Source organism: uncultured Phycicoccus sp., from assembly GCF_947495705.1.
In the GTDB taxonomy this organism is placed as follows: domain Bacteria; phylum Actinomycetota; class Actinomycetes; order Actinomycetales; family Dermatophilaceae; genus Phycicoccus.
In genome coordinates, this window is sequence record NZ_CANLZR010000003.1 from 123,172 (window position 1) to 148,196 (window position 25,025).

Below are 25,025 nucleotides of genomic sequence, written 5' to 3' on the forward strand. Positions count from 1 at the left end.
TTTCCGGCCGGACCGCCGCGAGCCGCCGGCCGACGGGCCGGCGCTCGACGGCGCTCCCGTTGACCCCGCCGCTGATCTGCTGTTACGTGGCCGCCCATGACCGTCATCGGCTTCCACTGCTCGCACGAGCAGATCGCCCCCGCCCGGCTCCTCCGCGACGTCCAGCACGCCGAGCAGGCCGGCTTCACCGCCGCGATGTCCTCCGACCACCTCTCCCCGTGGAGCACGCGCCAGGGGGAGTCCGGCTTCGCCTGGTCCTTCCTCGGCGCGGCCCTGGCCACGACGTCGCTGCCGTTCGGGGTGGTCACGGCTCCCGGACAGCGTTATCACCCGGCCATCACAGCCCAGGCGATCGCGACCCTGTCGAGCATGTTCCCCGGGCGGTTCTGGGCCGCCCTCGGCTCGGGCGAGGCGTCGAACGAGCGGGTCACCGGTGACGTCTGGCCCCGCAAGGACGTGCGGGACGCCCGGCTGCGGGAGTGCGTCGACGTCATCCGCCGCCTGCTCGCGGGTGAGGAGGTCAGCCACGACGGGCTCGTCACCGTCAACCGCGGCCGGCTCTGGACCCTGCCCGACGAGGTGCCGCCGCTCATCGGGCCTGCGGTGACCCCGGCCACCGCTGCCCGGCACGCCGACTGGGCCGACGGCATCGTCACGACCAACCAGCCGCTCGACACCCTCCACCAGGTCCTCGGCGCCTACCGCGACGCGGGCGGGCGGGGCGCGGCCCGGCTGCAGATCCACCTCAGCTGGGCGCCGACCCAGGACGAGGCCACGGCCATCGCCCACGACCAGTGGCGCAGCAACGTCTTCCCCCCGCCGGTCTGCTGGGACGCCGAGCACATCGACCACTTCGACGTGCTCGCCGAGAAGGTGCGACCCGAGGACGTCGCCGAGGTCGTCAACGTCTCGAGCGATCTCGGGTGGCACACCGCCCGGCTCCAGGAGTACGTCGACGCCGGCTGGGACGAGCTGTACCTGCACTTCGTCGGCCAGGAGCAGCAGCGCTTCGTCGACGCATTCGGCGAGCACGTGCTCCCGCAGCTCGAGCCGACCGCCCCCGCGCCGGCGACGACGGGCGTCCCCGCGGTCGAGCGCGAGGAGGCCGGCCGATGAGGGGCAGCGACGTCGGGGACGTCTGGTGGAAGTCCGCGGTCTTCTACTGCGCTGACGTGCAGACCTTCCAGGACAGCGACGGCGACGGGCAGGGCGACCTCCGGGGGATGACTGACCGTCTCCAGTACCTCGCCGACCTCGGGGTGACGGTGCTGTGGCTCATGCCGCTGTACCCCACCGCCGGGCGGGACGACGGCTACGACATCACCGACTTCCTCGGCGTCGACCCGCGGCTGGGGGACCTGGGGGACTTCGTCGAGCTCGTGCGGACGGCGAACGCGTGCGGCATCCGGGTCATCGTCGACTTCGTCATGAACCACACCTCCGACCGGCACCCCTGGTTCCGCTCGGCCCGGCGCAGCACCGACGACCCGTACCGCGACTACTACGTGTGGAGCGCCACCGAGCCGCGCTCGTCCAAGGCCGAGGTCGTCTTCCCCGACAAGGAGGACAGCATCTGGGAGCTCGACGAGAAGACCGGCGAGTACTACCTCCACCACTTCTACCGGACCCAGCCGGACCTCAACGTCGCGAACCCGCGGGTCCGCGAGGAGATCGCCCAGACCCTCGGCTTCTGGCTCCAGCTCGGGGTCAGCGGCTTCCGCATCGACGCGGTCCCCTTCCTCTTCGCGACGGACTCCTACCCGGGAGCCGACCCCGGCTCGTTCGACCCGTTCCGGTACCTCGGGGAGGTCCGCGACTACGTCACCCGCCGCATCGGTGACGCCGCCCTGCTCGGTGAGGTGAACCTGCCCTACGCGGGGCAGAAGGACTTCTTCGGCGGCGACGACGGCGACGGGCTCAACCTCCAGTTCGACTTCAACGGGATGCAGGCCCTGTACCTGTCGCTGGCCCGCCAGGACGCCGGCCCCATCGCCGCCGCGCTGCGCGAGCGCCCCGACCTCGACATCACGAGCCAGTGGGCGAACTTCGTGCGCAACCACGACGAGCTCACCCTCGACAAGCTGACGACCGCCGAGCGCAAGGAGGTGTTCGCGGCGTTCGGGCCCGAGCCGCACATGCAGCTCTTCGACCGGGGGCTCCGGCGGCGGCTCCCGCCGATGCTCGGCGGCGACCAGCGCCGCATCCGGTCGGTGTACTCCCTGATGTTCTCGCTGCCGGGCACCCCGGTGCTCTTCTACGGCGAGGAGATCGGGATGGGCGAGAACCTCGACGTCGAGGGCCGGCTCGCCGTGCGCACCCCCATGCAGTGGAGTGCCGCCGAGAACGGCGGCTTCTCGACCGCCGCCCGGCGCCGGCTGCCGCGGCCGGTTGTCACCGGCGAGTACGGCCCGGAGCAGGTCAACGCCGCCGACCAGCGCCGCGACCCCGACTCGCTGTGGGCCTTCATCCGCACCCTCATCCACCGGTACCGCCAGATGCCCGAGCTGGGCTGGTCCGAGGTGGAGGTCCTCGACCACGGGACGCCTGCGGTCCTCGCGCACGTCGCGCGCCGCGACGAGTGGCGGATGCTCGCGGTGCACAACCTCGGCGCGGCCACGGCGACGGTCGACCTGCGGCTCGAGGACGCCGCCGGCCTCGTCCTGGACGACGTCCTCGGCGCCGCGGGCCAGCAGCCGGTCGGCGACGGGGGCCGGGTCCGGCTCGTCCTCGAGCCGTACGAGGGGCGCTGGCTGCGCGTCCTGGCCCCGGGCCAGGAGCCGTTCGCCTGATGCCGGGTCACTCCGCCGCCGTCACCTCGCCGACGAGGAACGGGGCGCCGTCGGGGCAGTCCGCGAAGGGGGTGTCGTCGGGGGCGCCGGTGAGGGCGAGCCGGTCCCCGACCGCGACCGCGGGCACCTCACCACGCAGCGCCCACGTCTCGCCCGACCCGCCGACGACGACGTAGACGCAGCCGTCCTCGACCGCCAGCACCTCGACCGTCGCGCTCGTCGGGATGCCGCGGGCGTCCGAGCCGGGGGTCGGGGTGCCGCTCGGGGTCGTCGTCGCCGGCGCGGGTGGCGCGGTCGTGGTGGGGGCGGCCTCCTCGCCGTCGGGCCCGTCGCCTCCCGCGCAGCCGCCCAGCACCAGGGCGGTCACGATGGCGAGCGTGGATCGGGAGAGGCGGGTGGGTGTCATCCCCTCACAATGCCCGCTCCCGTGACCCCCCGCGCGCCGGGTACGGTAAGCCCGACACCGGCCGTGACCGCATCGCCACACCCCGCACTGCAGTCGCGACGACCCCCAGCACGGCCCCCTACCCCGGGGCCGACGAAGGAGTGCCTAGTGAGCGACAACGAGGTCGCCCCTCTCGAGACCGCGTTCGGCGTGGACCACCACGTCACCCGTGCGCAGGCCCCGGACCGTCCCGCCCAGGAGGGCGGGCCCGAGATGGTCCAGCTGCTCAACCCCGAGGGGGAGCGGGTCGCGCACCCCGAGCTCGACGCGATCGTCGACGACCTGTCCGACGAGGCCCTGCGCGGCCTCTACCGCGACCTGGTGCTCGTCCGGCGCTTCGACACCGAGGCCACCGCGCTGCAGCGGCAGGGCGAGCTGGGCCTGTGGGCCAGCCTGCTCGGCCAGGAGGCCGCCCAGGTCGGCTCCGGCCGCGCGCTGCGTCGCCAGGACTACGCCTTCCCCACGTACCGCGAGCACGGCGTCGCCTGGTGCCGCGGCGTCGACCCGGTGAACCTGCTCGGCATGTTCCGCGGGGTCAACCACGGCGGGTGGGACCCCAACGAGAAGAACTTCCACCTCTACACGATCATCATCGGCGCGCAGACCCTGCACGCCACGGGCTACGCCATGGGCGTCCAGCGCGACGGCGACGTGGGCACCGGGGACGAGCGCCGCGACACCGCCGTCATCGCCTACTTCGGCGACGGCGCCACCTCGCAGGGCGACGTCAGCGAGGCGCTCGTGTTCGCGGGCGTCAACAACAGCCCCGTCGTCTTCTTCTGCCAGAACAACCAGTGGGCCATCTCCGAGCCGAACGAGAAGCAGACCCGGGCGCCGCTGTGGCACCGGGCCCGCGGCTTCGGCTTCCCCGGCATCCGGGTCGACGGCAACGACGTCCTGGCGGTCTACGCCGTGACGAAGCAGGCGCTGGACGCCGCCCGCACCGGGCAGGGCCCCACCTTCATCGAGGCCTTCACCTACCGGATGGGGGCGCACACCACCTCCGACGACCCCTCGAAGTACCGCGTCTCCGCCGAGGTCGAGGTGTGGAAGCACCGCGACCCGATCCAGCGGTACAAGCGCTGGCTCACGACCACCGGCCGGGCCGACGTCGACTTCTTCGACGCCGTCGACGCCGAGGCCGAGGAGCTCGGTGCGTCGGTGCGCGAGCGGTGCCTGTCGATGCCCGACCCCGACGGCTCGGCGATGTTCGACCACGTCTACGCCGACGAGCACCCCGTGACGACCCGGGAGCGGCAGTGGTTCGAGCAGTACGCCGACTCCTTCGAGGGGGCCCACCGATGACCGCCACGACGCTCGCGAAGGGCATCACCTCGGGCCTGCGGGCCGCGATGGAGAACGACCCCAAGGTCGTCCTCATGGGCGAGGACATCGGCAAGCTCGGCGGCGTCTTCCGCGTCACCGAGGGCCTGCAGAAGGACTTCGGCGAGGACCGGGTCATCGACACCCCGCTCGCGGAGGCGGGGATCCTCGGGACCGCCATCGGGATGGCGCTGCGCGGGTACCGGCCGGTCGTCGAGATCCAGTTCGACGGGTTCGTCTACCCCGCCTTCGACCACATCGTCAGCCAGGTCGCCAAGCTGCGCGCCCGCTCCCTCGGCTACGTGTCGATGCCGATCGTCATCCGCATCCCGTTCGGTGGGGGCATCGGCGCGGTCGAGCACCACAGCGAGTCCAACGAGGCGTACTTCGCGCACACCGCCGGGCTGCGCGTCGTCGCCTGCTCCAACCCGCACGACGCGCACTGGATGATCCAGCAGGCCGTCGCGACCGACGACCCGGTGATCTTCTACGAGCCCAAGCGCCGCTACTGGGACAAGGGCGAGGTCGGCGACGGGCCGGACGGGGCGCTCGGCACCGCGCGGGTGCTCCGCGAGGGCACCGACGCCACGCTCTTCGCCTACGGCCCGATGGTCAAGACGTGCCTCCAGGCGGCGCAGGCCGCCGACGAGGAGGGGCGCTCGCTCGAGGTCATCGACCTCCGGTCGCTCTCGCCGCTCGACACCGGCGCGATCCTGGACTCCGTGCGCAAGACCGGGCGGGCCATCGTCGTCCACGAGGCCTCGACGTTCCTCGGCCTCGGCTCCGAGATCTCCGCGATGGTCACCGAGGAGGCGTTCCACCACCTCGAGGCGCCGGTGCTCCGCGTCGGCGGCTACAACGTGCCCTACCCGCCGAGCCGGCTGGAGGAGGAGTTCCTCCCCGACCTCGACCGCGTGCTCGATGCCGTCGACCGCTCCCTCGCGTACTGAAAGGCGCTGCCGCACATGGCTCTTCGTGAGTTCAAGCTCCCCGACCCCGGCGAGGGCCTGACCGAGGCCGAGATCGTCACGTGGCACGTGAAGCCCGGCGACACGGTGAAGGTCAACGACGTCGTCGTCGAGGTCGAGACCGCCAAGTCCCTCGTCGAGCTGCCCGTGCCGTTCGCCGGCACCGTCGGTGAGCTGCTCGTCGCCGAGGGCGCCACCGTCGAGGTCGGCACCCCGATCATCACCGTCGACGACGGCAAGGACGCCCCCGCCACCCCCTCGAGCGCCCCCGAATCGACCGATAGGTCACAGCAGGGACAGGCCGGCGTCCCGGATTCGACCGATAGGTCACAGGAGGGACAGACCGGCGTCCCGGATTCGACCGATAGGTCACAGGAGGGACAGGCCGACGGCAAGACCGAAGGGTCGATGGCCGGGCGCACGGCGGTGCTCGTCGGGTACGGCGTCAAGCAGACCGAGGCCAAGCGGCGTCCCCGCAAGGGCGCCGGCCACGGGCAGGAGCCCCCCTCGGTCCGCCAGCCGGAGGCGCACCGCGAGCCTGCCGCGGGCCTCGGGTCCCCCTCCGGGCAGGCGCGGCCCCTGGCCAAGCCGCCGGTGCGCAAGCTCGCCAAGGACCTCGGGGTCGACCTCGGCTCGGTCACCCCCACCGGCGACGGCGGCGTCGTCACGCGCGCCGACGTCGAGTCGGCGGCCTCCGGCTCGACGCCCGCCGACGTGGCGCCCGCCGCCAGCCGCTGGGGTCGACCCGCGGACGCCGGCGAGCGGCGGGCCTCTGGCTCTGCCAGGGAAACGCGCGTCCCCATCAAGGGAGTGCGCAAGATGACGGCGCAGGCGATGGTCGGCTCGGCCTTCACCGCCCCGCACGTCACCGAGTGGGTCACCGTCGACGTCACCGCGACGATGGAGCTCGTCGAGCGCCTGAAGCAGGACAGGGAGTTCCGCGACGTCAAGGTCACCCCGCTCCTGGTCCTCGCGAAGGCGATGTGCGTGGCGGTCCGCCGCAACCCCGGCATCAACGCGTCGTGGGACGAGGCGGCTCAGGAGATCGTCCTCAAGAACTACGTGAACCTCGGCATCGCCGCCGCCACCCCGCGCGGCCTCGTCGTCCCGAACGTCAAGGACGCCGACACGATGTCGATGCGCGAGCTCGCTGACGCCATCGGCGCCCTCACCGCCACGGCCCGAGAGGGACGGACGCAGCCGGCCGACATGGCGGGCGGCACCATCACGATCACCAACGTCGGGGTCTTCGGGGTCGATGCCGGTACGCCGATCCTCAACTCGGGGGAGGCGGCGATCCTCGCGTTCGGCTCGGTGACCCGCAGGCCCTGGGTCGTCGGCACCGGCGCCGACGAGCGGATCGAGCCCCGCTGGGTCACGACCCTCGCGCTGTCCTTCGACCATCGCCTCGTCGACGGCGAGCTCGGCTCGAAGTACCTCGCCGACGTCGCCGCCATCCTCGGCGACCCCGCTCGCGGACTCGTCTGGGGCTGACCGGATGTCGGGTGAGCGGGGTGTCGTCTTCCCGGAGGTCGACGGGCGCCGGTCGACCTCCGCCACCGGACGAGCCGTCGTCGCCGACGCCCTCGAGCCGGTCGACCCGGTCGGGGCGGCGGCGGCCCGCCGCGAGACGAACTGGCGCAGCGGCTACCTCACCCACTTCCGGCGTCTCGTCGAGGCCGGCCTCCCGAGCTACGGCGACGCCCGGTCCATCGCGGAGTCCGGGCTCGCCGCGGTGCACGACCGGATGCGCTGGAGCCCCGACGGCACCGGTGAGCAGCCGTTGTCGGCGGCCGTCGGGGGCGCGGTCGGGGCGTCGCCCAGCCCGGTCGGCCCGGAGGTGCTCACCGGTGGCGGCGAGCCCGACACCGCGCTGACCATCCCGTACCACGGCCGGCGGCTCGCCGGCGACGACCTGCGGCGCCAGCTCGACGCCTGGGTCGACAGCGGTGTCGTCGAGCCGAGTCTGCGCGAGGCCGTCACCGCGGTGCTCGAGAACCCCGACTGGCTGCGGCTCGACGGGCGCACCGTCGTCGTCCTGGGCGCAGCAGCCGAGATGGGGCCGCTGCGCTCGCTCCTGCGCTGGGGAGCCACCGTCGCGGCCGTCGACCTGCCCCGCCCCGAGCTGTGGTCGCGGCTCCTCGACGACACCAGCAGCCTGGCCGGGCGGCTCGTCCTGCCGGTCCGGGCCGGTGACGCACCGGTGCACGAGCGGGCCGGCCTCGACCTGCTGCACGACCTGCCGGTCGCCACCGCGTGGGTCGCCGGGCTCGAGGGCCCGCTCGTCCTCGGCAACTACGTCTACGCCGACGGCGGCACGAACGTGCGGGTGAGCACCGCCGTCGACGCGCTCACCGAGGCGGTCCGTCGTCAGCGATCCGACACCGCGCTGTCCTTCCTCGCGACGCCCACCGACGTCTTCGCCGTGCCGCCCGACGCGGTTGCGGCGGCGACGGAGGCGTACGCGCAGCGGCGGACCTCCAAGGTGCTGCGAGTGCCGCTGCGGACCCTGTCGGGTGGGCGGCTGCTGCGGCGCAACTACGTCCCGGGCGAGGATCCCGGCATCAACGACTCCGTCGTGCTCCAGCAGGGCCCGAACTACCTCCTGGCCAAGCGGATCCAGCGGTGGCGGGCCACTGCGGCCCGGGCCTCGGGGACGACCGTCTCGTTCAAGGTCGCCCCGCCGACGCGGACCCGCTCCGTCGTGAAGAACCGCGCCCTCGCCGCGGCGTACTCGGGCGCGCACCGGTTCGGGGTCGAGGTGTTCGAGCCCGGGACCGCCAACACGCTGATGGCGGCGCTGCTCGTCCACGACCTCGTGGCCCGGCCGGCGGCCCAGGACCATCCGTGGCAGGACGAGGCGTACGGCGCGGCGCACGGCGGGCTGTGGCGGTGCGCGTACGACCCGCGCAGCGCGCTCGGGCTCGCGGCGCTGCTCGGCGCCGCCTCCGCCCGCTGACCCCGTCCCGACGACCCCGCGCCCGGTGTGGGCGGACTGGCGGCGGGACGGGTCGGCCCGGGGAGGGGGACGTCACATCGGGGCGGGCCGTCGTGCCGGGCATGATGTGGGCCATGAGCCCGTCGATGCCGAAGCGCCCCGCCGACCCCCTCGACCTCGTCGACGTCGACTCGATGCTCACCGACGAGGAGAAGGCGATCCGGGCCACCGTCCGCCAGGTCTGCGACGACCTCGTCGAGCCCGACGTCGCCCGGTGGTACGAGCAGGGAGACCTGCCGGCCCGCGAGCTGGCGAAGGAGTTCGGCAAGGTCGGGCTGCTCGGCATGCACCTCGAGGGGTACGGCTGCGCCGGGATGTCCTCGGTCGACTACGGCCTCGCCTGCCTCGAGCTGGAGGCCTGCGACTCCGGCATCCGGTCCCTCGTCTCCGTCCAGGGCAGCCTCGCGATGTACGCGATCCACGCGTTCGGCAGCGAGGAGCAGAAGCAGCGGTGGCTCCCGCAGATGGCGGCCGGGGACGCGATCGGGTGCTTCGGCCTCACCGAGCCCGACCACGGCTCGGACCCCGGCGCGATGCGCACCCGCGCCCGGCGCGACGGGGCCGACTGGGTCCTCGACGGCTCGAAGATGTGGATCACGAACGGCACCATCGCCGACGTCGCCGTCGTCTGGGCCAACGCGGGCGAGGAGCACGGGGGCATCCGCGGGTTCGTCGTCCCCACCGACACCCCCGGGTTCGAGGCCCACGAGATCACCCACAAGATGTCGCTCCGTGCCTCCGTGACGGCCGAGCTGACGCTGCGCGGGGTCCGGCTCCCGGCCGACGCGGTCCTGCCGGACGTCACCGGGCTCAAGGGTCCGCTCGCCTGCCTGTCCGAGGCGCGCTACGGGATCGTCTGGGGATGCCTCGGGGCGGCCCGGTCGGCGCTGGAGACGGCCCGCCGCTACTCCATGGAGCGCACCCAGTTCGACCGCCCGATCGCCGGCTTCCAGCTGACCCAGGCCAAGCTCGCGCACATGTCCACCGAGCTCCAGCTCGGCCGGCTCCTCGCCCTGCACCTCGGTCGCCGCAAGGACTCCGTCGGGCTCCGGCCCGAGCAGGTGTCGGTCGGCAAGTACAACAACGTGACGAAGGCGATCGAGATCTGCCGGACGGCGCGAACCATCCTCGGCGGCAACGGGATCAGCGGCGAGTACCCGGTGATGCGGCACGCGAACAACCTCGAGTCGGTGCTCACCTACGAGGGGACCGTCGAGATGCACACCCTCGTCATCGGGCAGGCCCTGACCGGCGAGGCCGCCTTCCGCTGACCTCGGGCGCCGCAGAACCGGTTTGATCCCCGGCCCCGCGACAGGGACGATGGGCCGTCCCCCTACTTCCTCGCCCGGCGCCCCCAGCGCCCGGCGCCTGCGTGATGAGCGAGCCCATCGTGCTGTCGGCGTACCTCCCCCTCTTCCGCGTCCCCGGCGCGCTCCCGTTCATCGCGGGCACGATGTTCTCGCGGATCGGTGGCGCGATGTTCGGCGTCGCCGTCATCGTCATGGTCAGCGAGCGCCAGGGCTCCTACGGGCTCGCGGGCGCGGTGTCGGCCGTGGGCTTGGCGGTCCTCGCCGTCGCCGGCCCTCTGCTCGGCCGGCTCATCGACAAGCACGGCCAGCGGCGGGTGGCGCTGCCGTTCGTCGCGGTCTCGGCGGCGTCCGGGCTCGGAGCGGCGGCCTCCTCGGCCTTCAGTGCACCGGTCTGGACCCTGTTCGTCCTGTACGGCCTCAGCGCCTTCCTGCCGGAGCCCGGCCCGATGTCGCGGGCCCGCTGGGCGCACATCTTCCGCGACGACCCGGACCGCCTGCACACCGCGATGTCCTTCGAGCAGGTCGCGGACGAGGCGTCGTTCGTCATCGGCCCGGTCCTCGCGGTGCTCGCGTCGACCCTCTGGTTCCCGGAGGCAGGGCTCATCATGGCCGAGGTGCTGTTCACCGCCGGGGTCGTCACCTTCCTCTCGGCGCGTCAGACCGAGCCGCCGGTCGTCCCGCACGCGGAGCGGCCCACGGGCCTCGCGGTACGCCGGCCGGGGCTGCTCGTCGTCGCGGGGGCCCTGGTGCTCACGGGCGTGATCTTCGGCGCCAACGAGGTGATCGCCGTCGCGTACGCGGAGGCCGACGGATCCAAGAGCCTGTCGAGCCTCGTGCTCGGCCTCTTCGCGGTCGGGTCGACGGTGTCGGGCGTCATCTTCGGCAGCAGGGTGTTCACCTCGACGCTCACCCGGCGGCTCCTGCTGTCGGCGGTGGCGATGTGCGTCCTGGAGGTGCCGGCGCTGTTCGTCGGCAGCACCTGGCAGCTGGCCGTCGTCATGCTCGTCGCGGGGTCCGCCACGGCACCGATGCTCATCACGAGCCTCACGCTGGCGCAGCGCCTCGTCCCGAAGGCGCTCGTCACCGAGGGGATGGCGGTGGCGGTCACCGGGATCCTCGTCGGCATCTCGCTCGGCTCGGTCGTCGGTGGCTGGGCGGTCGAAGCGCTCGGCCCCCAGCGCGCCTACCTGCTGCCGGTGCTCGCCGGGGCGGTCGCCGTCGCCGTCGTGGGCATCCGCTACCGAGGGCTCGCCCGGGCCGAGGCCGCCGGCACGCCGTGGCGGAACCCGGGCCCCGCCTGAGGCCCGGGTCCCAGGGTCGTCGCGCCGTCGGTCAGGGGGTGGGCGCCCCCGCGGCCGCCTCCCGCTCGGCGCGACCGGCGGCCGCGTTGCGCTCGCTGTAGGCCGACCCGCCGCGCAGCTCGACCTGCGGCAGGAGCAGCATGACGAGGAACCCGGCGACCATGACGATGGACCCCACGAGGAACACGGTGTCCATCGCCTCGGAGAAGCCGATGAGGAAGGGCTTGGCGAGCGCCGGGTCCAGCTGGCCGAGGAAGGAGGAGTCGGTGAGGATCCCGCTCGCCGTCGCCGCCGATGCGTCCCCGCCCGCGGCGGCCTGCTGGAGCGCGGTGGCGACCTCGTTGTCGACCGAGCCGGCCGGTGCCTGGAGCCCCCGGGCCACCGCGGCCTGGAACTCCTCGGTCGGGGCGACGGTCCGGAACGCCGACGAGATGCGGTCGGGCACGGCGGCGAAGAGGATCGACAGGAACACCGCCGTCCCGATGGTGCCGCCGAGCTGGCGCGTCGTGGTGGCCGTCGACGTGGCGACGCCGATCTGCTGGGCGGGCACCGCGTTCTGGACGGCGAGGGTCAGCGGCTGGAAGTTGAAGCCGAGGCCCACGCCGAAGAAGACCATGATGATCATCGTCTGCCACAGCGGGGTGTCGTACTGGACGAAGTGGAAGCCGAACAGGCCGAGGACGAGCAGCCCGGACCCGATGATCGGGAAGATCCGGTAGCGCCCCGTGCGCGAGATGATCTGGCCGGAGCTGATCGACCCGGCCATGATGCCGCCGACGAGCGGGATGAGCTGGAGCCCGGCCTCGGTGGGCGACGCGCCCTTGACGATCTGCAGGTACAGCGGCAGCGAGGCGAGGCCGCCGAACATCGCGATGCCGATGATGACCGAGGCCGCCGAGGCCACCCCGACCGTCCGGTTCCGGAACATCCGCAGCGGGAGGATGGCCTCCTCCTTCATCCGCATCTCCTGGAGGACGAACGCGACCGCGGCGACGACCGAGATGACGTAGCCGGCCCAGGAGCGCCCCGAGCCCCAGCCCCACTCGCGGCCCTGCTCGAGGACGATGAGGAGGGGGACGAGAGCGGCCGACAGCAAGGCCGCGCCGGTCCAGTCGATGCGGTGGTCGAGGCGCTGGTGCCGCAGGTGCAGCGTCCGGGACACGACGACGAGGGCGGCGATGCCGATCGGCACGTTGACGAGGAAGACCCAGCGCCAGCCGGTGACGCCGAGGATGGAGTCGGCGCCGGCGAAGAACCCGCCGACGACCGGACCGGCCACGCTGGAGGTGCCGAAGACGGCGAGGAAGTAGCCCTGGTACTTGGCCCGCTCCCGCGCCGGGACGATGTCGCCGATGATGGCGAGCGCGAGCGACATGAGGCCGCCCGCTCCCATGCCCTGGACGGCGCGGAACGCGGCGAGGCTGTACATCGAGGTGGCGAAGGACGCCAGCGCCGAGCCGACGATGAAGATCGAGATGGCGAGGACGAACAGCTTCTTGCGCCCGTAGATGTCGCCGAGCTTGCCGTAGAGCGGCGTGACGATCGTCGCCGTGATGAGGTAGGCCGTCGTCGCCCAGGCCTGCTGGTCGAGCCCCTGGAGGTCGTCGGCGATGGTGCGGATCGAGGTCGCGACGATCGTCTGGTCGAGGGCAGCGAGGAACATGCCCATCATGAGCCCGCCGAGGATCGTGACGATCTGCCGGTGGGTCAGCGGTTCGTCGTCGGGAACGGCCGGGAGCGCGCCACCGGCGGGCGCGTCGGTCGCGGGTGGCTGGGCGTCGGCGCTCATCGGTCGGTCCTGGGGGTCGAGGTGAGTGAGGTTTCGAGCTCGCCGGCGAGGCGAGCGAGCTGGGTGCTGAGCGAACGGACCTCGTCGTCGGTCCAGTCGGCGAGCAGGCCCTGGAGCCAGCGGTCACGGCTCTCACGGATCGCGGTGAGCAGGGCGGTGCCCTCCTCCGTGACGCCGAGGACCTGGGCGCGGCCGTCGTCGGGGTCGGGGCCACGCGTCACGAAGCCGAGGTCGACGAGGGTGCTGACCTGCCGGCTCACCGTCGACACGTCGGCGTGGACGGCGTCCGCAAGGTCGGAGACCCGCAGCGCCCCGCGGCTGAGGTTGAACAGCAGCGGGTAGGCCATCGGGTCGACGAGCGGGTGGTGCCGCGGCGCCCGCTGGCGGGCGACGTGGAGCAGCTTGACGACCCGGATGAGCTCGTCACCGAGGGCGGTGGTCGGGGTCGTGGCCTGGGGTGACGGCACGGTCGGGCGTCCTTCCTAGCAGTTGCTTGCAGCATACAACTATCAGGAGGAGTGAGGCATTCCGTGTCCTGCGGGTCCGCTCAGACGTTCCGGGCGCCCAGGTGGTGCAGGAGGTTCTGCGAGAACCGCTGCCCCATGAGGGTGACGACGCCCTTCATCGCGGCCGTCACCGCGGGCCGGGTGACTCCGGGGAAGGGCAGGTCGACGCTGATCGCCATCGACGTCTCCAGATGCGTCCCGGCCGAGCGGGGCTCCAGGTCGTACCAGCCCTCGACCCCGGCCGTCTCGTGCTCGTCACCCGCGGCCGGGTCGTGCGAGAACTCCATGCGGCGCGGAGCGTCGAACGACATCCGCTCGGTGAAGGTGAAGGAGAAGGACTTGCCGAGCACCGGGACCTTGCTCATCTCCCACACCCAGTGCTCGCCCCGCGCGGTGACGCGGTGCAGGAAGGGCGTGAGCGCGGCGACGCGGTCCGGGTCGGTCAACGCCGCCCACACCTCGTCGGGGGAGGCGGTCACGGTCGCGCGGGACCGGGTGGAGGTCGTGAAGGTGGCCATGTCGTCCGGGGTCAGGGGGTGATGGCCATGGCGGCCAGGACGCGACGGGCGACGCCCTCGTCGCCGTGGACGGTGATGGGCAGGTCCTCGGGCGAGCGCCGCCCGCCCGCGAGCCGCATCGCCACCCGCGTCGACATCGACAGCGAGGTCGTGACGACGTCGGGGTGCTCCTCGGCCTCGCCGGTGAACAGGGGGACCCCCACGGCCTTGCCGTCGTGCTCCTCGACCCGGGCGCCGGCCCGGCCGACGGTGGGCCCGGTGAGGTCGAGCACGACCGCGTTGCCCGGTTCGATGCCGGCGTCGCGCGCGACGACGCGCGGGAGCACCGCGAAGAGCCGCGAGACGCTGTGCGCCGCGGCCGGGGTGTCGAGGCCTCCGGGGCGCTCGATGGCCTCGCGGATGTCCTGCTCGTGCAGCCACACGTCGAAGGTGCGGATCCCGAGGAGGGCCTCGAGGCTGGTCGGCCCGAACGGACCGACGATGTCCTCCTCGCCGGTCACCCCGTCGGCGCGGTAGACGGCGAGGCGCTCCTCGAGCCGCCACTCCAGCTCGTCGAGCAGGTCCTCGAGCGCCCGCCCGCGGCGCGACTCCAGGAGCTGCTCGACCCGGGCGCCGAACTCGTGGCGCACGTGGTCGTACCCGCCGACATCGAGGTCGGGCACGGCCTCGCCGGCGATCATGGCCTCGGTGCTCGCGACGTGCGCGATCTGGTCGGCCACGGTCCAACCCGGGCAGTCGGTGGCGAGCCCGGCGTGCTCGGGCCGCATGGTGCGGCCGAGGTCCGCGACGGACCGGACGGTCTGGGCCCACGCATCGACGGTCTCGGCGAACCCCGTGGGGGCCGGGGGGTGCAACGACATGCAGCCACAGTACCTAGGCTGTCGTCCATGGCCGTCCCGGAGCGCTCCCCGTCCGGCTCGCCGGCGCCGGCCGCGACGCTGCGGCCGCTCCCGGTCGCCGTCGGAGCGGCGCTGCTCGCCATCGTCCCGGCGGCCCTGCTCACCGGCGCGGTCGCCCCGCTCGCGCTGGCGGACCCCGGCCCGTTCGTCCGCTGGGGGGTGCCGGTGGTCGACGCCGTCGCCACCATCGCCGCCGTCACCGTGGTCGGGCTGCTGGGCCTGGCCGCGTTCGTCGTGCCCGAGCGCCGGCACACGCGCCGCCGCCTCGAGGCCACGCGGCTGGCCGGCGCCGTGGCGGCGGGATGGTTCGTCGCGATGGTGCTCCAGGTCGTGCTCACCTTCGCCGACCTCGCCGGGAGCCCCGTCACCGCCCCCGGGCTGCTCGACCAGCTCGTCTCGTTCGCGGTGGAGCTCGAGACCACCCGGGTGCTCCTGCTGAGCGCCGCCGCCGCCCTCGTCGTGTCGGTCGGCGCGCAGCTGGCCACGCGCCGGGCGGCGATGGGCTGGCTCGCCCTGCTCGCGCTCACCGGGATCGTCGTCCAGGCGCTGACCGGGCACGCCGCCGGGTCGGCGAGCCACGAGGACGCCGTCAACGGCCTCGCGGTCCACCTCCTCGGGGTCGTCGTGTGGGTCGGCGGCCTCATCGCGCTCGTCATCCTCCGGCCGCGGCTGGGCCGCGACCTCGGGGCGAGCGTCGCCCGCTTCTCGGTGCTCGCCACCTGGGCCTTCGCCGCGGTCGCGCTCTCGGGGGTGCTCCAGGCGTCGATCCGGATCGGGGGCCCGTCGGGCCTGGCCACCGGCTACGGCGTCGTCGTCGTCGCGAAGACGGCGCTCCTCGTCGCGCTCGGGGTCCTGGGGTGGCGGCAGCGTCGGGTCCTCGCGGGGCGGCTGTCCGCGGACCCGTCCGACGGGCGGGCCTTCACCCGCCTCGCGGTCGGCGAGATCGTCCTCATGGGGCTCGCCACCGGGCTCGCGGCCGTGCTGGCCCGCAGCCTGCCCCCCGTGCCCGACGCGCTGCCCGACCCCAGCCGGGTCCTCGAGCTGACCGGCTACCCCGACCCGGGGCCGGTCGCGATGGCCGACTGGCTGGGGACCTGGCGCATCGACTGGCTCTTCGTCGGGATCGCCGTGCTCGCGATCGGGCTCTACCTCGCCGGGGTCCGCCGGCTCCGGGCGCGGGGTGACCGGTGGCCGGTGCTGCGGCTCGTCCTGTGGGTCCTCGGCTGGGGGGTCTTCGTCTGGGCGACGTGCGGCGCACCGGGCATCTGGGGGCGGGTGCTGTTCAGCGCGCACATGGTGATGCACATGGCGGTCGCGATGATCGTCCCGCTCTTCCTCGTCCCCGCGGCGCCGGTCACCCTCGCGCTCCGGGCGCTGCCGGCGCGGCCGGACCGGACGTGGGGGCCGCGCGAGGTGCTGCTGGAGGTGGTCCACTCACGGGCCATGCGGGTGCTGGCGAACCCGGTCGTCGCCGCGAGCCTGTTCTTCTTCAGCCTCGCCGCGTTCTACTACACCGGCCTGTTCGAGCTGGCGCTGACGACCCACACGGGCCACCTGCTGATGATGGCCCACTTCCTGCTCACCGGGTACCTGTTCGTCTGGGTGATGATCGGAATCGACCCCGGGGTGCCGCGCTGGTCGCCGCTCATGCTGCTCGTCATCCTCTTCGCGACGGTGTCCTTCCACGCGTTCTTCGGGGTCGCGCTCACCAGCAGTGCCGACCTGCTCGCGCCCGACTTCTTCCGCGCGCTCGACCTGCCGTGGGCGCCGGACCCCCTCGCCGACCAGCACACCGCCGGGGAGATCGCGTGGGGTGTCGGTGAGGCGCCCACGCTCGTCCTCGCCGTCATCGTCGCCGTCCAGTGGTTCCGCCGCGAGACCCGCGAGGCCGTCCGTCAGGACCGGCAGGCCGACCGGGACGGCGACGCCGAGCTCGCCGCCTACAACGCCCGCCTCGCCGCGCTGCGGGACGAGGCCGAGCGTCTCGACTGAGAGGTCTTCGCCCGCGGGCTGCCCGTCTGCCCGACCCACCCGTCCCCCCATCGACCAATAGGTCACGTCAGGTACGGGTCGGCCGGCCTCCGCCCGCGTACGCACATCGACCAATAGGTCACGTCAGGTACGGGTCGGCCGGCGGCTCGTGTGCGCACATCGACCAATAGGTCACGTCAGGTCCAGGGCCCGGGCGCCCGGTCGATGGACGAAGATGGGTCCATGCGTATCGCCGTCGTCCAGCTCGCCTACGGGGACGAGGAGACCGCCGACGCGCGGGTCGACCGGGTGGCCGGGCTCGTGGCCCGCCAGACCGGGCACGACCTCGTCGTCCTCCCCGAGCTCTGGGCCCCCACCGGCTTCGACTACCGGCGCTGGGACGCTCAGGCCCAGGCCGTCGACGGTCCCTGGGCCGCGGCGATGGCCGACGCCGCGCGCGCTGCGGGGGTGACGCTGCACGCGGGCTCCTTCATCGAGCGACTCCCCGCCCCGGGCGTCGACGGCAACGACCTCGCCAACACCTCCCTCGTCTTCGGCGCCGACGGCACCCTGCTCGCGAGCTACCGCAAGATCCACCGCTTCGGCTTCGGCAGCGGCGAGCCGAAGCTCATGGAGGCCGGCGAGGACGTCGTCGTCATCGACCTGCCCGACGGCGCCGGCAGCACGGTACGCACCGGCCTGTCGACCTGCTACGACCTGCGCTTCCCCGAGCTGTACCGGAGGCAGCAGCAGGCCGGTGCCGAGATGTTCGTCGTGCCGGCCGCCTGGCCCGCCGCGCGCGTGCACCACTGGACACTCCTCGGGCGGGCCCGAGCCGTCGAGAACCAGTGCCTCGTCGTCCAGGCGAACACCGGCGGGACACACGCCGGCACCCCGATGGGCGGGCGCAGCCAGGTCGTCGCCGCGACCGGGGACGTGCTCGCCGAGGCCGCTCACACCGACGAGACCGTGCTCAGCGTCGACGTCGACCTCGGGACGACCGCCGGCTACCGCGACGCGTTCCCCGTGCTCGCCGACCGCCGCCTCTGACCCGGTCCCCCACGGCGCCACCCCTGCTCGCCCGTGCGAGAGTTGGGCCATGGACGACGTCGTCAAGGAGCTCGTGGACGCCCTGCCGCCCGGGGTGGTCGTCACCGAGGAGGCCGCCCTCGAGAAGTACCGGCACGACTGGACGCACGACGCCAGTGCCGGCACCCCCCGGGCGGCGGTCCGCGCCGAGACCGCCGCGCACGTCCAGGAGACCCTGCGCTGGGCCGGCCGGCACGGCGTCGGCGTCGTCCCCCGCGGGGCCGGGACGTCCCTGTCGGGCGGCTCGATGGCCGTCGACGGCTGCATCACGCTCAGCCTGGAGCGGATGACCGCGGTCGAGATCGACACCGCCGCCCGCGTCGCCGTCGTCGAGCCAGGTGCGCTCAACGTCGACGTCAAGCGGGCCGCGGCCGCCGAGAACCTCTGGTACCCGCCGGACCCCAGCTCGTTCGAGATCTGCTCCATCGGCGGCAACGTCGCGACCAACGCCGGCGGCCTGTGCTGCGTCAAGTACGGCGTGACGACCGACTACGTCCTCGGGATGGACGTCGTCCTCGCCGACGGCACCCTCGTCACCCTGGGCGGCAAGCGGGTCAAGGACGTCGCGGGCCTGTCGCTGCTCAAGCTCTTCGTCGGGTCCGAGGGCTCGCTCGGCATCGTGACCAAGGCGGTGCTGCGGCTCGTCCCGGCCCAGCAGCCGTCCTCGACGGTCGTCGCCACCTTCCCCACCGTGGCCGCCGCGGCCGCCGCGGTCGTGGAGCTCGGCCGCACCGTGCGCGCATCGATGGTCGAGCTCATGGACCACGCCTCCATCAACGTCGTCGAGGACTTCCGGCCGATGGGCCTCGACCGCGACGCCGGCGCGCTGCTGCTCGTCCAGTCCGACGCCCCCGGGGCCTCCCGCGCCGAGGAGGTCGCGGCCATCGTCGCGGCGTGCGAGCTGTCGGGCGCCAAGGACGTCATCGACACCGACGACCCCGAGGACGGCGAGATGTTCGTCCAGGCGCGACGCGTGCACTTCACCGCGCTCGAGCCTCGTGGCGCCGTGCTCCCCGAGGACGTCGGCGTCCCGGTGCCGCAGCTGCCGGAGCTGCTGGCCGAGATCGCCGACATCGCCGAGCGTCACGGGGTCGAGATCCCGGTCGTCGCACACGCCGGTGACGGCAACACGCACCCCGCGATCGTCTACGACGCCACCGACCCTGACTCCGAACGCCGGGCCCGGCTCGCGTTCGACGACGTCATGCACGCGGCGATCCGCCTGGGCGGGACGATCACCGGCGAGCACGGCGTCGGCCGGCTCAAGGCGGGGTGCCTGGAGGACCAGGTCGGCCCCGACGTTATGGACCTCAACCGGAAGGTGAAGGCGGCGCTGGACCCCCAGGGGATCCTCAACCCCGGCTCCTTCGTCTGATTCCTCGACAGCGCGGCCGGCACGGGCTGATACTGCGGGGAGTGGTCCCGTCGGGGGCTCGAGTGGAGGGACCAGGTCATGGAGTTGCGTCTGCTCGTCATCGTCGCCGTCGTCGTCGGGGTGGCTGTCCTGGCGGTCCTCGTCGGAGTCGTTGTCCATGCCGCGAGCCGCTCGTCCTCCGGATCCGGCGACGGCCGGTAGCCCTGCGGCACAGCCGGAGACCCGTGTGCACCAACGGGCGTCGACCGGTGTTTCCGCAGGTAGAGTCGGCGCGCCCGCCACTCCCACTGCCAGAGGAGACCGCATGTACATCGGACTCGGCATCTTCCTGCTCGTCATCGGCGCGATCGTGTTCGCCGTCGACGTCAACATCCCGTTCATCAGCGACGACGTGCTCGGCATCATCCTGATCGCTGCCGGCCTGCTCGCCATCGTGCTGTCCTTCGCGATGCGTGGCCGCGCCGGCCGCGGCTACACCGCCACCCGGCAGTCCACCGTGGACCCCGCCACCGGCACCCGCGTCGAGCGCACCGACGTCGACCCCGGCGTCTGACAGCACCCCCGCGCACCGACGGCCCGCCCCTCGCGAAGGGGCGGGCCGTCGGCAATGTGGGGCCGGGTCGGGAACACGCTGCTCGCGGCGCTCCCGACCCGGGGTTCGGTGGGGTGGTGTCAGAACGCCGACTCGGGGACGTCCATGAGGCTGGTGTCGGTGGCTTCGGCGATGGCCCGCTCGGCGGCCAGGCGCGGCAGCACCTGCCGTGCGTAGAACTGGGCCGCGGCGACCTTGCCGTCGTAGAAGTCCTTGTCCTTGCCCTCGGCCCCGGCGGCGAGCGCGTCGAGGGCGACCGCGGCCTGGCGCAGCAGCAGCCACCCGACGACGAGGTCGCCGGCGGCGAGCAGCAGGCGGGAGGTGTTCTGCCCGACCGTGTAGAGGTTCGTGACGTCGCCCCCCATCCGCGGGTCGGACTTGGTCAGCTCGCCGACCATGGCGCCGAGGATGCCCTGGACGTCCTCGAGGCCCTTGCCGAGCAGCTCGCGCTCGCGGTCGATGCGGCCCTCGTGCTGGCCGAGGTCCTTGGCGAACTCCTGGATCTGGCTCGCGAGGTAGGTGAGCGCCTGGCCCTTGTCGCGGACGATCTTGCGGAAGAAGAAGTCCATCCCCTGGATGGCGGTCGTGCCCTCGTACAGGGTGTCGATCTTGGCGTCACGGACGTACTGCTCGATGGGGTAGTCCTGGAGGAACCCGGAGCCGCCGATCGTCTGGAGCGACTCGGTGCCGAGCAGCACCCAGGCGCGCTCGGACCCCAGGCCCTTGACGATCGGCAGGAGGAGGTCGTTGACCCGGTTCGCGATGTCCGCGGCGGAGCCCTCCTCGAAGGACTGCTGGCCGGTCGTGAGCACGTGCTGGTCGACGACGTCCTGCTGGGTGGCGGTGTACAGGACGAGCGCGCGCAGCCCCTCGGCGTAGGACTTCTGCATCATGAGCGACCGGCGCACGTCGGGGTGGTTGATGATCGTGACGCGCGGCGCGGTCTTGTCGGTCATCTGGGTGAGGTCGGCGCCCTGGACGCGCTCCTTGGCGTACTCGAGGGCGTTGAGGTAGCCGGTCGACAGCGTCGCGATGGCCTTGGTGCCCACCATCATCCGCGCGTTCTCGATGACGTGGAACATCTGCGCGATGCCGTCGTGGCGGTCGCCCAGCAGGGTGCCGGTGGCGGGGACGTCGCCGCCGAAGGTCAGCTCGCAGGTGGGGGAGACCTTGAGCCCCATCTTCTTCTCGACGTTCGTCACGTAGACGCCGTTGCGCTCGCCGAGCTCGCCGGTCTCGAGGTCGACCTGGAACTTCGGGAGGATGAAGAGCGAGAGGCCCTTGGTGCCCGGGCCGGCCCCCTCGGGGCGGGCGAGGACGAAGTGGACGACGTTGTCGACCATGTCGGACTCGGCGCTCGTGATGAACCGCTTGACCCCGGTGAGGGTCCAGGTGCCGTCGTCGTTCTGCACTGCCTTGGTGCGGCCGGCCCCGACGTCGGAGCCGGCGTCGGGCTCGGTGAGCACCATGGTGCAGTGCCAGCCCTTCTCGACGATCCACCGGGCGAGCTGCTGCTGCTCGGGCGTGCCGAGCTCGTGGAGCAGCTTCGCGAAGCCGTACGACGCCGCGAACATCGACAGCGCCGGGTTCGCGCCGAGGAACATCTCGTTGACCGCCCAGCGCAGGCTCGGCGGGGCGACGGTGCCGTCGAGCTCGGCGGGCAGGTCGATGGCCCAGAAGCCGCTCTCGCGGTAGGCGTCGAAGGACTTCGCGAACGACTCCGGCATCGTCACGGCCTGGGTCTTCGGGTCGTACACCGGCGGGTTGCGGTCGGAGTCGACGAAGGAGTCGGCGATCTCGTTCTCGGCGAGCCGGGCGACCTCCTTGAGCATCTCGCGCGCGGTGTCGGTGTCGAGGTCCGCGTACGGGCCCGCGCCGAGCACGTCGCCGCGGCCGAGGACCTCGAAGAGGGTGAACTCGATGTCCCGCAGGTTGCTCTTGTAGTGACCCATGGCGGTCCCTTCCGGTGGTGGCGAGTGAGCGCTTGCTTACCAGTGTGCTACCAGCGGGTAACAAACGCAAGCGTTCCGGTTGGGCGACACCGCCGGCACTGTGCCCCGGATGGCGAGCCGTGGCGTCCCGGGCGCGGCATACTCGGTGTCGTGAGCGTGATCCCCGTTCGGCAGCGTCGGCCGGTCCGCCCCAGGGTGGCCCCGGGATGACGCGGTCGTCGTCAGAGGTCGTCGCCGAGGCCCGCAGCCTCCTCGACGCGGGGCGGGCGTGGCAGGCGCGCGACATCCTGGCCGACCACATCGAGCAGGAGCGGGACCCCGACGCGCTGCTGCTACTCGGGCACGTCTACCACGGGATGGGGGACCTGCCCCGCGCCGGTGCCGCCTGGTTCGCGGTCGGGAGTCGTGGCCCGGAGGCCGACGAGGCGGTCGCGGCCTGGCGCCAGCAGGCACACGACGACTTCGCCGTCATGTGGCGCTCGTTGCCGCGCTCGTTCCGCACCGAGCCGTGGCCACCGCGGATCGAGGCGCTGCGCGAGCGCGCCCTCGCGAGCGACCCGGACCTCGACACCCCCCGGTCCCCGCTGGTGCCCGACACCGTGTCGGCCGACGAGCCGCTGGCGGAGCCGGTGTCCGGCAGGGGCCTCGACGGGGCTCAGGTCATCGGGTGGATCCTCGGCGCCCTGTTCGTCGTGTGCGCCGTCATCGGGTTCGTCACGGTGCTCGGCTGGGTGGTCCCCGGCGAGTGATCCTCTGCCGACGGCGCGGGGGTCAGTAGCAGCCGTTGACGGTCGCGGCGAGCATGTCGACGCTCTGCTTGAGCGAGAGCGTGGAGGACTTGCCGTTGACGACGAACGCGAAGACCTTGAGCCTGCCGTCCGTGCCGTAGGTGTAGCCGGCGAGGGACACGACGTCGTTGAGGGTGCCGGTCTTCGCCCACACCTTCCCGACGGCACAGCGGGACTGGGACGTGGCGAAGCGGCTGTACTTGGCCGCCAAAGAACCGGTGCGCCCGGCTGTCGGCATGGCTTGCGAGCTGCGCAGCGGCCACAGCGCCGAGGCGTCGGAGTCCTGACCGCGGTCGACGAGCGACGCGAGCTGGAGTGAGCTGAGGCGGTTGGCGCGCGAGAGGCCCGACCCGTCGTACAGCGCGGTCATCGCGAGATCCTCCTGCGCCATGACACCGGCCTGCGCCGTCTTCGCGTTGCTCCAGGTCGCCGACCTCCCGGTGGCGCGGGCGACCATCTTGTGCAGGGACTCGGCGACCTCGTTGTCGCTCCTGAGCAGCATCCGGCTCACGATCGACGAGACGTACCACCCCTGGCTCGACGCGAGGGTGGAGGCCCCGGACCGGACGTTGTCGCGGCCCCAGTACCGGACGCTGCTGATCCCGTGCGCCTTGAGCCGGCTCGCGAAGTACGTCCCGACATCTGCACTCGTGTCCGGGACGTCGCGCTGGTCACGGACCAGGGCCCGGACCGGGTTGACCGCCTTCGGGACGTAGCTCGACTTCCAGCCGTAGGCGAGGCTGGGCTTGGGGAAGGCGTCGTCGTCGACGTACACGCGCACGCTCGTGAGTCCTCGCGACTTGAGTTTGGCGGCGGTCGTCGCGGCCATCCGGTCGAGATGGCTGCTCGAGAGCGACGGGTCGCCGAAGCCTTGGACGATGACCCGGTTCGAGCTCGGGCCCTGCTTGACGCTCGTGCTGAAGCGGTGCTTCGGCCCGAAGACCGTCAGGGCGTTGTGCGCGGTGACCAGCTTGGTCGTCGAGGCGGAGATGAGCGACGACGTTGCGCCCTTGGACCAGATGCGCCGGTCCGATGCGGCGTCCAGGACGGTTCCCGAGAAGGAGGTGCCGAACCGCGAGGTGGTGACCCGGTTCTTCAGTGCCCGCTGGATGCGCAGGTCCGCGGCGGTGTACTCGTAGTCCGTGCTGGCCAGGCTCTGCGTGGCCGGGGCCGGCGCCGCGAGCGGTCTCGACGGGGTCGCGGCCGCGGCTCCGCTGAGCGTGCCGAGGGCGGTCAGGGCGGACGCCAGAGTGGCGGCGGCGAGTCGGCTGGTGCGGCGAGCGGTCGTGCGCATGGGGGTCCCTCGGGCCGGAGTCGTTGCGTGCCGCACCCCTGCGCCGCAGCGATTGGAGGCTAACCCGTGGGTCCCCGCCCTGTCCTCGAGACGCGCGAATGCGCACCGAACGGATGCGCCCGCCGGCGTCCCGACATCGACCAATAGGGCACACGGGGTACGGCGCGCTGTCCCCACATCGACCAATAGGTCACCCGGGGTACGGGTTGGGTGTACCTACCGTGACCTATCGGTCGTTCGGGGTACGCCTGGGTGTACCTGCCTTGACCTATTGGTCGTTCGGGGTACCGGTGGGGGTGGGGGTGTACCTGCCGTGACCTATTGGTCGGTCGGGGTACGGGCCAGGCAGTGGAGCCGGTGACGAGAATCGAACTCGCGTGTCCAGCTTGGGAAGCTGGCGCTCTACCATTGAGCTACACCGGCGAGCCGGGTCGAGGACCACTGAAGATCCTCCCCGGCGCCCGGAAGTCTAGCCCACACCTCGGGGTCGTCCGCACCCGCATCCCGCGCTCGGCGACCCGCCCCGGTAGCCTGACGCCGTGCTCCTCTCCGACCGCGACATCCGCGCCGAGGTCGAGTCCGGACGGGTCAGCCTCGACCCGTGGGACCCCGACATGATCCAGCCGAGCAGCGTCGACGTCCGGCTCGACAAGTTCTTCCGGCTGTTCGACAACCACAAGTACCAGGTGATCGACCCGGCCCTGGACCAGGCCGACCTCACCCGGCTCCTCGAGGTCGACCCGCAGGAGGGCTTCGTCCTCCACCCGGGCGAGTTCGTCCTCGGCTCGACCCTCGAGACCGTCTCGCTGCCCGACGACCTTGCCGCCCGCGTCGAGGGCAAGTCCAGCCTCGGCCGGCTCGGGCTCCTGACCCACGCAACCGCCGGGTTCGTCGACCCCGGCTTCACCGGCCACGTCACCCTCGAGCTCTCGAACGTCGCGACCCTGCCGATCATGCTGTGGCCGGGGATGAAGATCGGCCAGCTGGCCTTCTTCAAGCTGTCCTCGCCCGCCGAGAGCCCGTACGGCTCCCAGGGCTACGGCTCGCACTACCAGGGGCAGCGCGGGCCCACCGCCAGCCGCAGCTTCCAGAACTTCCACCGCGCCGACGTCTGAGCC

Annotated in this window: 22 protein-coding genes and 1 tRNA gene; 15 read left to right on the forward strand and 8 right to left on the reverse strand. The window is 72.6% G+C overall.

The window, feature by feature from the left end; genetic code table 11:
- Nucleotides 1–96: 96 nt before the first annotated feature.
- Nucleotides 97–1,116: a TIGR03885 family FMN-dependent LLM class oxidoreductase gene (locus tag Q0963_RS05790; RefSeq protein ID WP_299444004.1), complete on the forward strand. Its 1,020-nt coding sequence runs from the start codon at nucleotides 97–99 to the stop codon at nucleotides 1,114–1,116.
- Nucleotides 1,113–2,789: an alpha-amylase family protein gene (locus tag Q0963_RS05795; RefSeq protein ID WP_299444007.1), complete on the forward strand. Its 1,677-nt coding sequence runs from the start codon at nucleotides 1,113–1,115 to the stop codon at nucleotides 2,787–2,789. The genes Q0963_RS05790 and Q0963_RS05795 overlap by 4 nt, the downstream gene beginning before the upstream one ends.
- A 7-nt stretch (nucleotides 2,790–2,796) precedes the next feature.
- Here the strand turns inward: Q0963_RS05795 and Q0963_RS05800 are convergent, their stop codons facing one another.
- Nucleotides 2,797–3,195 carry a hypothetical protein gene (locus Q0963_RS05800; protein ID WP_299444010.1) on the reverse strand — a complete coding sequence of 133 codons (399 nt, stop codon included), beginning with the start codon at nucleotides 3,193–3,195 and terminating at the stop codon, nucleotides 2,797–2,799.
- A 189-nt stretch (nucleotides 3,196–3,384) separates the two neighbouring features.
- On the opposite strand from Q0963_RS05800, the gene pdhA reads away from it, so the two are divergent.
- The 6 genes from pdhA (at nucleotide 3,385) to Q0963_RS05830 (ending at nucleotide 11,134) form a co-directional block, all read left to right on the forward strand.
- Nucleotides 3,385–4,539: a pyruvate dehydrogenase (acetyl-transferring) E1 component subunit alpha gene (gene pdhA / locus Q0963_RS05805; RefSeq protein WP_299444633.1), complete on the forward strand. Its 1,155-nt coding sequence runs from the start codon at nucleotides 3,385–3,387 to the stop codon at nucleotides 4,537–4,539.
- On the forward strand, nucleotides 4,536–5,507 hold the full coding sequence (locus Q0963_RS05810; protein ID WP_299444013.1) for an alpha-ketoacid dehydrogenase subunit beta: 972 nt from the start codon (nucleotides 4,536–4,538) through the stop codon (nucleotides 5,505–5,507). The genes pdhA and Q0963_RS05810 overlap by 4 nt, the downstream gene beginning before the upstream one ends.
- Nucleotides 5,508–5,522: 15 nt before the next feature.
- Nucleotides 5,523–7,019 (forward strand): dihydrolipoamide acetyltransferase family protein, encoded by a 1,497-nt coding sequence (locus Q0963_RS05815; protein ID WP_299444016.1) that lies wholly within the window; start codon nucleotides 5,523–5,525, stop codon nucleotides 7,017–7,019.
- Between the two features lie 4 nt (nucleotides 7,020–7,023).
- A complete protein-coding gene (locus Q0963_RS05820) occupies nucleotides 7,024–8,484 on the forward strand; it encodes a hypothetical protein (RefSeq protein ID WP_299444019.1) in 1,461 nt (486 codons plus the stop codon).
- Between the two features lie 113 nt (nucleotides 8,485–8,597).
- Complete coding sequence (locus tag Q0963_RS05825) at nucleotides 8,598–9,794, forward strand: acyl-CoA dehydrogenase family protein (protein WP_299444022.1); 1,197 nt, start codon at nucleotides 8,598–8,600, stop codon at nucleotides 9,792–9,794.
- A 104-nt stretch (nucleotides 9,795–9,898) separates the two neighbouring features.
- Nucleotides 9,899–11,134: an MFS transporter gene (locus Q0963_RS05830; protein WP_299444025.1), complete on the forward strand. Its 1,236-nt coding sequence runs from the start codon at nucleotides 9,899–9,901 to the stop codon at nucleotides 11,132–11,134.
- Nucleotides 11,135–11,165: 31 nt separating this feature from the next.
- Here Q0963_RS05830 and Q0963_RS05835 read toward each other — a convergent pair whose 3' ends face one another.
- The 4 genes from Q0963_RS05835 to Q0963_RS05850 all read right to left on the reverse strand — a co-directional run bounded on the left by Q0963_RS05835 (nucleotide 11,166) and on the right by Q0963_RS05850 (nucleotide 14,807).
- Nucleotides 11,166–12,923: an MDR family MFS transporter gene (locus tag Q0963_RS05835; protein WP_299444028.1), complete on the reverse strand. Its 1,758-nt coding sequence runs from the start codon at nucleotides 12,921–12,923 to the stop codon at nucleotides 11,166–11,168.
- Entirely contained in the window at nucleotides 12,920–13,390 is a 471-nt protein-coding gene (locus Q0963_RS05840; protein WP_299444031.1) for a MarR family winged helix-turn-helix transcriptional regulator, read from the reverse strand. Before Q0963_RS05840 ends, Q0963_RS05835 begins: the two co-directional genes overlap by 4 nt.
- Before the next feature lie 80 nt (nucleotides 13,391–13,470).
- Nucleotides 13,471–13,947 carry an SRPBCC family protein gene (locus tag Q0963_RS05845; RefSeq protein ID WP_299444034.1) on the reverse strand — a complete coding sequence of 159 codons (477 nt, stop codon included), beginning with the start codon at nucleotides 13,945–13,947 and terminating at the stop codon, nucleotides 13,471–13,473.
- Nucleotides 13,948–13,958: 11 nt separating this feature from the next.
- A complete protein-coding gene (locus Q0963_RS05850; protein WP_299444037.1) occupies nucleotides 13,959–14,807 on the reverse strand; it encodes a maleylpyruvate isomerase family mycothiol-dependent enzyme in 849 nt (282 codons plus the stop codon).
- 27 nt (nucleotides 14,808–14,834) lie between these two features.
- On the opposite strand from Q0963_RS05850, the gene Q0963_RS05855 reads away from it, so the two are divergent.
- The 5 genes from Q0963_RS05855 (at nucleotide 14,835) to Q0963_RS05875 (ending at nucleotide 19,834) form a co-directional block, all read left to right on the forward strand.
- Nucleotides 14,835–16,838, forward strand: coding sequence for a cytochrome c oxidase assembly protein (locus Q0963_RS05855; RefSeq protein WP_299444040.1), 2,004 nt, complete (start codon nucleotides 14,835–14,837; stop codon nucleotides 16,836–16,838).
- Nucleotides 16,839–17,060: 222 nt separating this feature from the next.
- A complete protein-coding gene (locus Q0963_RS05860) occupies nucleotides 17,061–17,867 on the forward strand; it encodes a nitrilase-related carbon-nitrogen hydrolase (RefSeq protein ID WP_299444044.1) in 807 nt (268 codons plus the stop codon).
- Nucleotides 17,868–17,916: 49 nt separating this feature from the next.
- Nucleotides 17,917–19,281 carry an FAD-binding oxidoreductase gene (locus Q0963_RS05865; RefSeq protein ID WP_299444047.1) on the forward strand — a complete coding sequence of 455 codons (1,365 nt, stop codon included), beginning with the start codon at nucleotides 17,917–17,919 and terminating at the stop codon, nucleotides 19,279–19,281.
- Nucleotides 19,282–19,359: 78 nt separating this feature from the next.
- Nucleotides 19,360–19,482 (forward strand): hypothetical protein, encoded by a 123-nt coding sequence (locus Q0963_RS05870; protein ID WP_299444050.1) that lies wholly within the window; start codon nucleotides 19,360–19,362, stop codon nucleotides 19,480–19,482.
- Nucleotides 19,483–19,585: 103 nt separating this feature from the next.
- A complete protein-coding gene (locus Q0963_RS05875) occupies nucleotides 19,586–19,834 on the forward strand; it encodes a DUF6458 family protein (protein WP_299444053.1) in 249 nt (82 codons plus the stop codon).
- Between the two features lie 119 nt (nucleotides 19,835–19,953).
- Here Q0963_RS05875 and Q0963_RS05880 read toward each other — a convergent pair whose 3' ends face one another.
- Entirely contained in the window at nucleotides 19,954–21,825 is a 1,872-nt protein-coding gene (locus Q0963_RS05880; RefSeq protein WP_299444055.1) for an acyl-CoA dehydrogenase, read from the reverse strand.
- A 206-nt stretch (nucleotides 21,826–22,031) separates the two neighbouring features.
- Here Q0963_RS05880 and Q0963_RS05885 point away from each other — a divergent pair, with 206 nt between their 5' ends.
- Nucleotides 22,032–22,574 (forward strand): hypothetical protein, encoded by a 543-nt coding sequence (locus Q0963_RS05885; RefSeq protein ID WP_299444058.1) that lies wholly within the window; start codon nucleotides 22,032–22,034, stop codon nucleotides 22,572–22,574.
- Between the two features lie 22 nt (nucleotides 22,575–22,596).
- Here Q0963_RS05885 and Q0963_RS05890 read toward each other — a convergent pair whose 3' ends face one another.
- Together Q0963_RS05890 and Q0963_RS05895 are read right to left on the reverse strand one after the other, a co-directional pair.
- Entirely contained in the window at nucleotides 22,597–23,907 is a 1,311-nt protein-coding gene (locus Q0963_RS05890) for a D-alanyl-D-alanine carboxypeptidase/D-alanyl-D-alanine-endopeptidase (protein WP_299444061.1), read from the reverse strand.
- A 349-nt stretch (nucleotides 23,908–24,256) separates the two neighbouring features.
- Nucleotides 24,257–24,330, reverse strand: a tRNA-Gly gene (locus tag Q0963_RS05895).
- A 116-nt stretch (nucleotides 24,331–24,446) separates the two neighbouring features.
- Between Q0963_RS05895 and dcd the strand changes: the two genes are divergently transcribed.
- Entirely contained in the window at nucleotides 24,447–25,022 is a 576-nt protein-coding gene (gene dcd / locus Q0963_RS05900; protein ID WP_299444064.1) for a dCTP deaminase, read from the forward strand.
- Nucleotides 25,023–25,025: the final 3 nt, after the last annotated feature.

What these genes read in the sequence shown, in the direction of transcription:
- Q0963_RS05865 (WP_299444047.1), top strand. Translation starts at nt 17,917, where the DNA reads ATGGACGACGTCGTCAAGGAGCTCGTGGACGCCCTGCCGCCCGGGGTG.
- Q0963_RS05850 (WP_299444037.1), bottom strand. Translation starts at nt 14,807, where the DNA reads ATGTCGTTGCACCCCCCGGCCCCCACGGGGTTCGCCGAGACCGTCGAT.
- Q0963_RS05855 (WP_299444040.1), top strand. Translation starts at nt 14,835, where the DNA reads ATGGCCGTCCCGGAGCGCTCCCCGTCCGGCTCGCCGGCGCCGGCCGCG.
- Q0963_RS05875 (WP_299444053.1), top strand. Translation starts at nt 19,586, where the DNA reads ATGTACATCGGACTCGGCATCTTCCTGCTCGTCATCGGCGCGATCGTG.
- Q0963_RS05845 (WP_299444034.1), bottom strand. Translation starts at nt 13,947, where the DNA reads ATGGCCACCTTCACGACCTCCACCCGGTCCCGCGCGACCGTGACCGCC.
- Q0963_RS05885 (WP_299444058.1), top strand. Translation starts at nt 22,032, where the DNA reads ATGACGCGGTCGTCGTCAGAGGTCGTCGCCGAGGCCCGCAGCCTCCTC.
- Q0963_RS05825 (WP_299444022.1), top strand. Translation starts at nt 8,598, where the DNA reads ATGAGCCCGTCGATGCCGAAGCGCCCCGCCGACCCCCTCGACCTCGTC.
- Q0963_RS05890 (WP_299444061.1), bottom strand. Translation starts at nt 23,907, where the DNA reads ATGCGCACGACCGCTCGCCGCACCAGCCGACTCGCCGCCGCCACTCTG.
- Q0963_RS05835 (WP_299444028.1), bottom strand. Translation starts at nt 12,923, where the DNA reads ATGAGCGCCGACGCCCAGCCACCCGCGACCGACGCGCCCGCCGGTGGC.
- Q0963_RS05790 (WP_299444004.1), top strand. Translation starts at nt 97, where the DNA reads ATGACCGTCATCGGCTTCCACTGCTCGCACGAGCAGATCGCCCCCGCC.
- Q0963_RS05870 (WP_299444050.1), top strand. Translation starts at nt 19,360, where the DNA reads ATGGAGTTGCGTCTGCTCGTCATCGTCGCCGTCGTCGTCGGGGTGGCT.
- Q0963_RS05810 (WP_299444013.1), top strand. Translation starts at nt 4,536, where the DNA reads ATGACCGCCACGACGCTCGCGAAGGGCATCACCTCGGGCCTGCGGGCC.
- Q0963_RS05880 (WP_299444055.1), bottom strand. Translation starts at nt 21,825, where the DNA reads ATGGGTCACTACAAGAGCAACCTGCGGGACATCGAGTTCACCCTCTTC.
- Q0963_RS05795 (WP_299444007.1), top strand. Translation starts at nt 1,113, where the DNA reads ATGAGGGGCAGCGACGTCGGGGACGTCTGGTGGAAGTCCGCGGTCTTC.
- Q0963_RS05830 (WP_299444025.1), top strand. Translation starts at nt 9,899, where the DNA reads ATGAGCGAGCCCATCGTGCTGTCGGCGTACCTCCCCCTCTTCCGCGTC.
- Q0963_RS05820 (WP_299444019.1), top strand. Translation starts at nt 7,024, where the DNA reads ATGTCGGGTGAGCGGGGTGTCGTCTTCCCGGAGGTCGACGGGCGCCGG.
- Q0963_RS05815 (WP_299444016.1), top strand. Translation starts at nt 5,523, where the DNA reads ATGGCTCTTCGTGAGTTCAAGCTCCCCGACCCCGGCGAGGGCCTGACC.
- Q0963_RS05800 (WP_299444010.1), bottom strand. Translation starts at nt 3,195, where the DNA reads ATGACACCCACCCGCCTCTCCCGATCCACGCTCGCCATCGTGACCGCC.
- Q0963_RS05860 (WP_299444044.1), top strand. Translation starts at nt 17,061, where the DNA reads ATGCGTATCGCCGTCGTCCAGCTCGCCTACGGGGACGAGGAGACCGCC.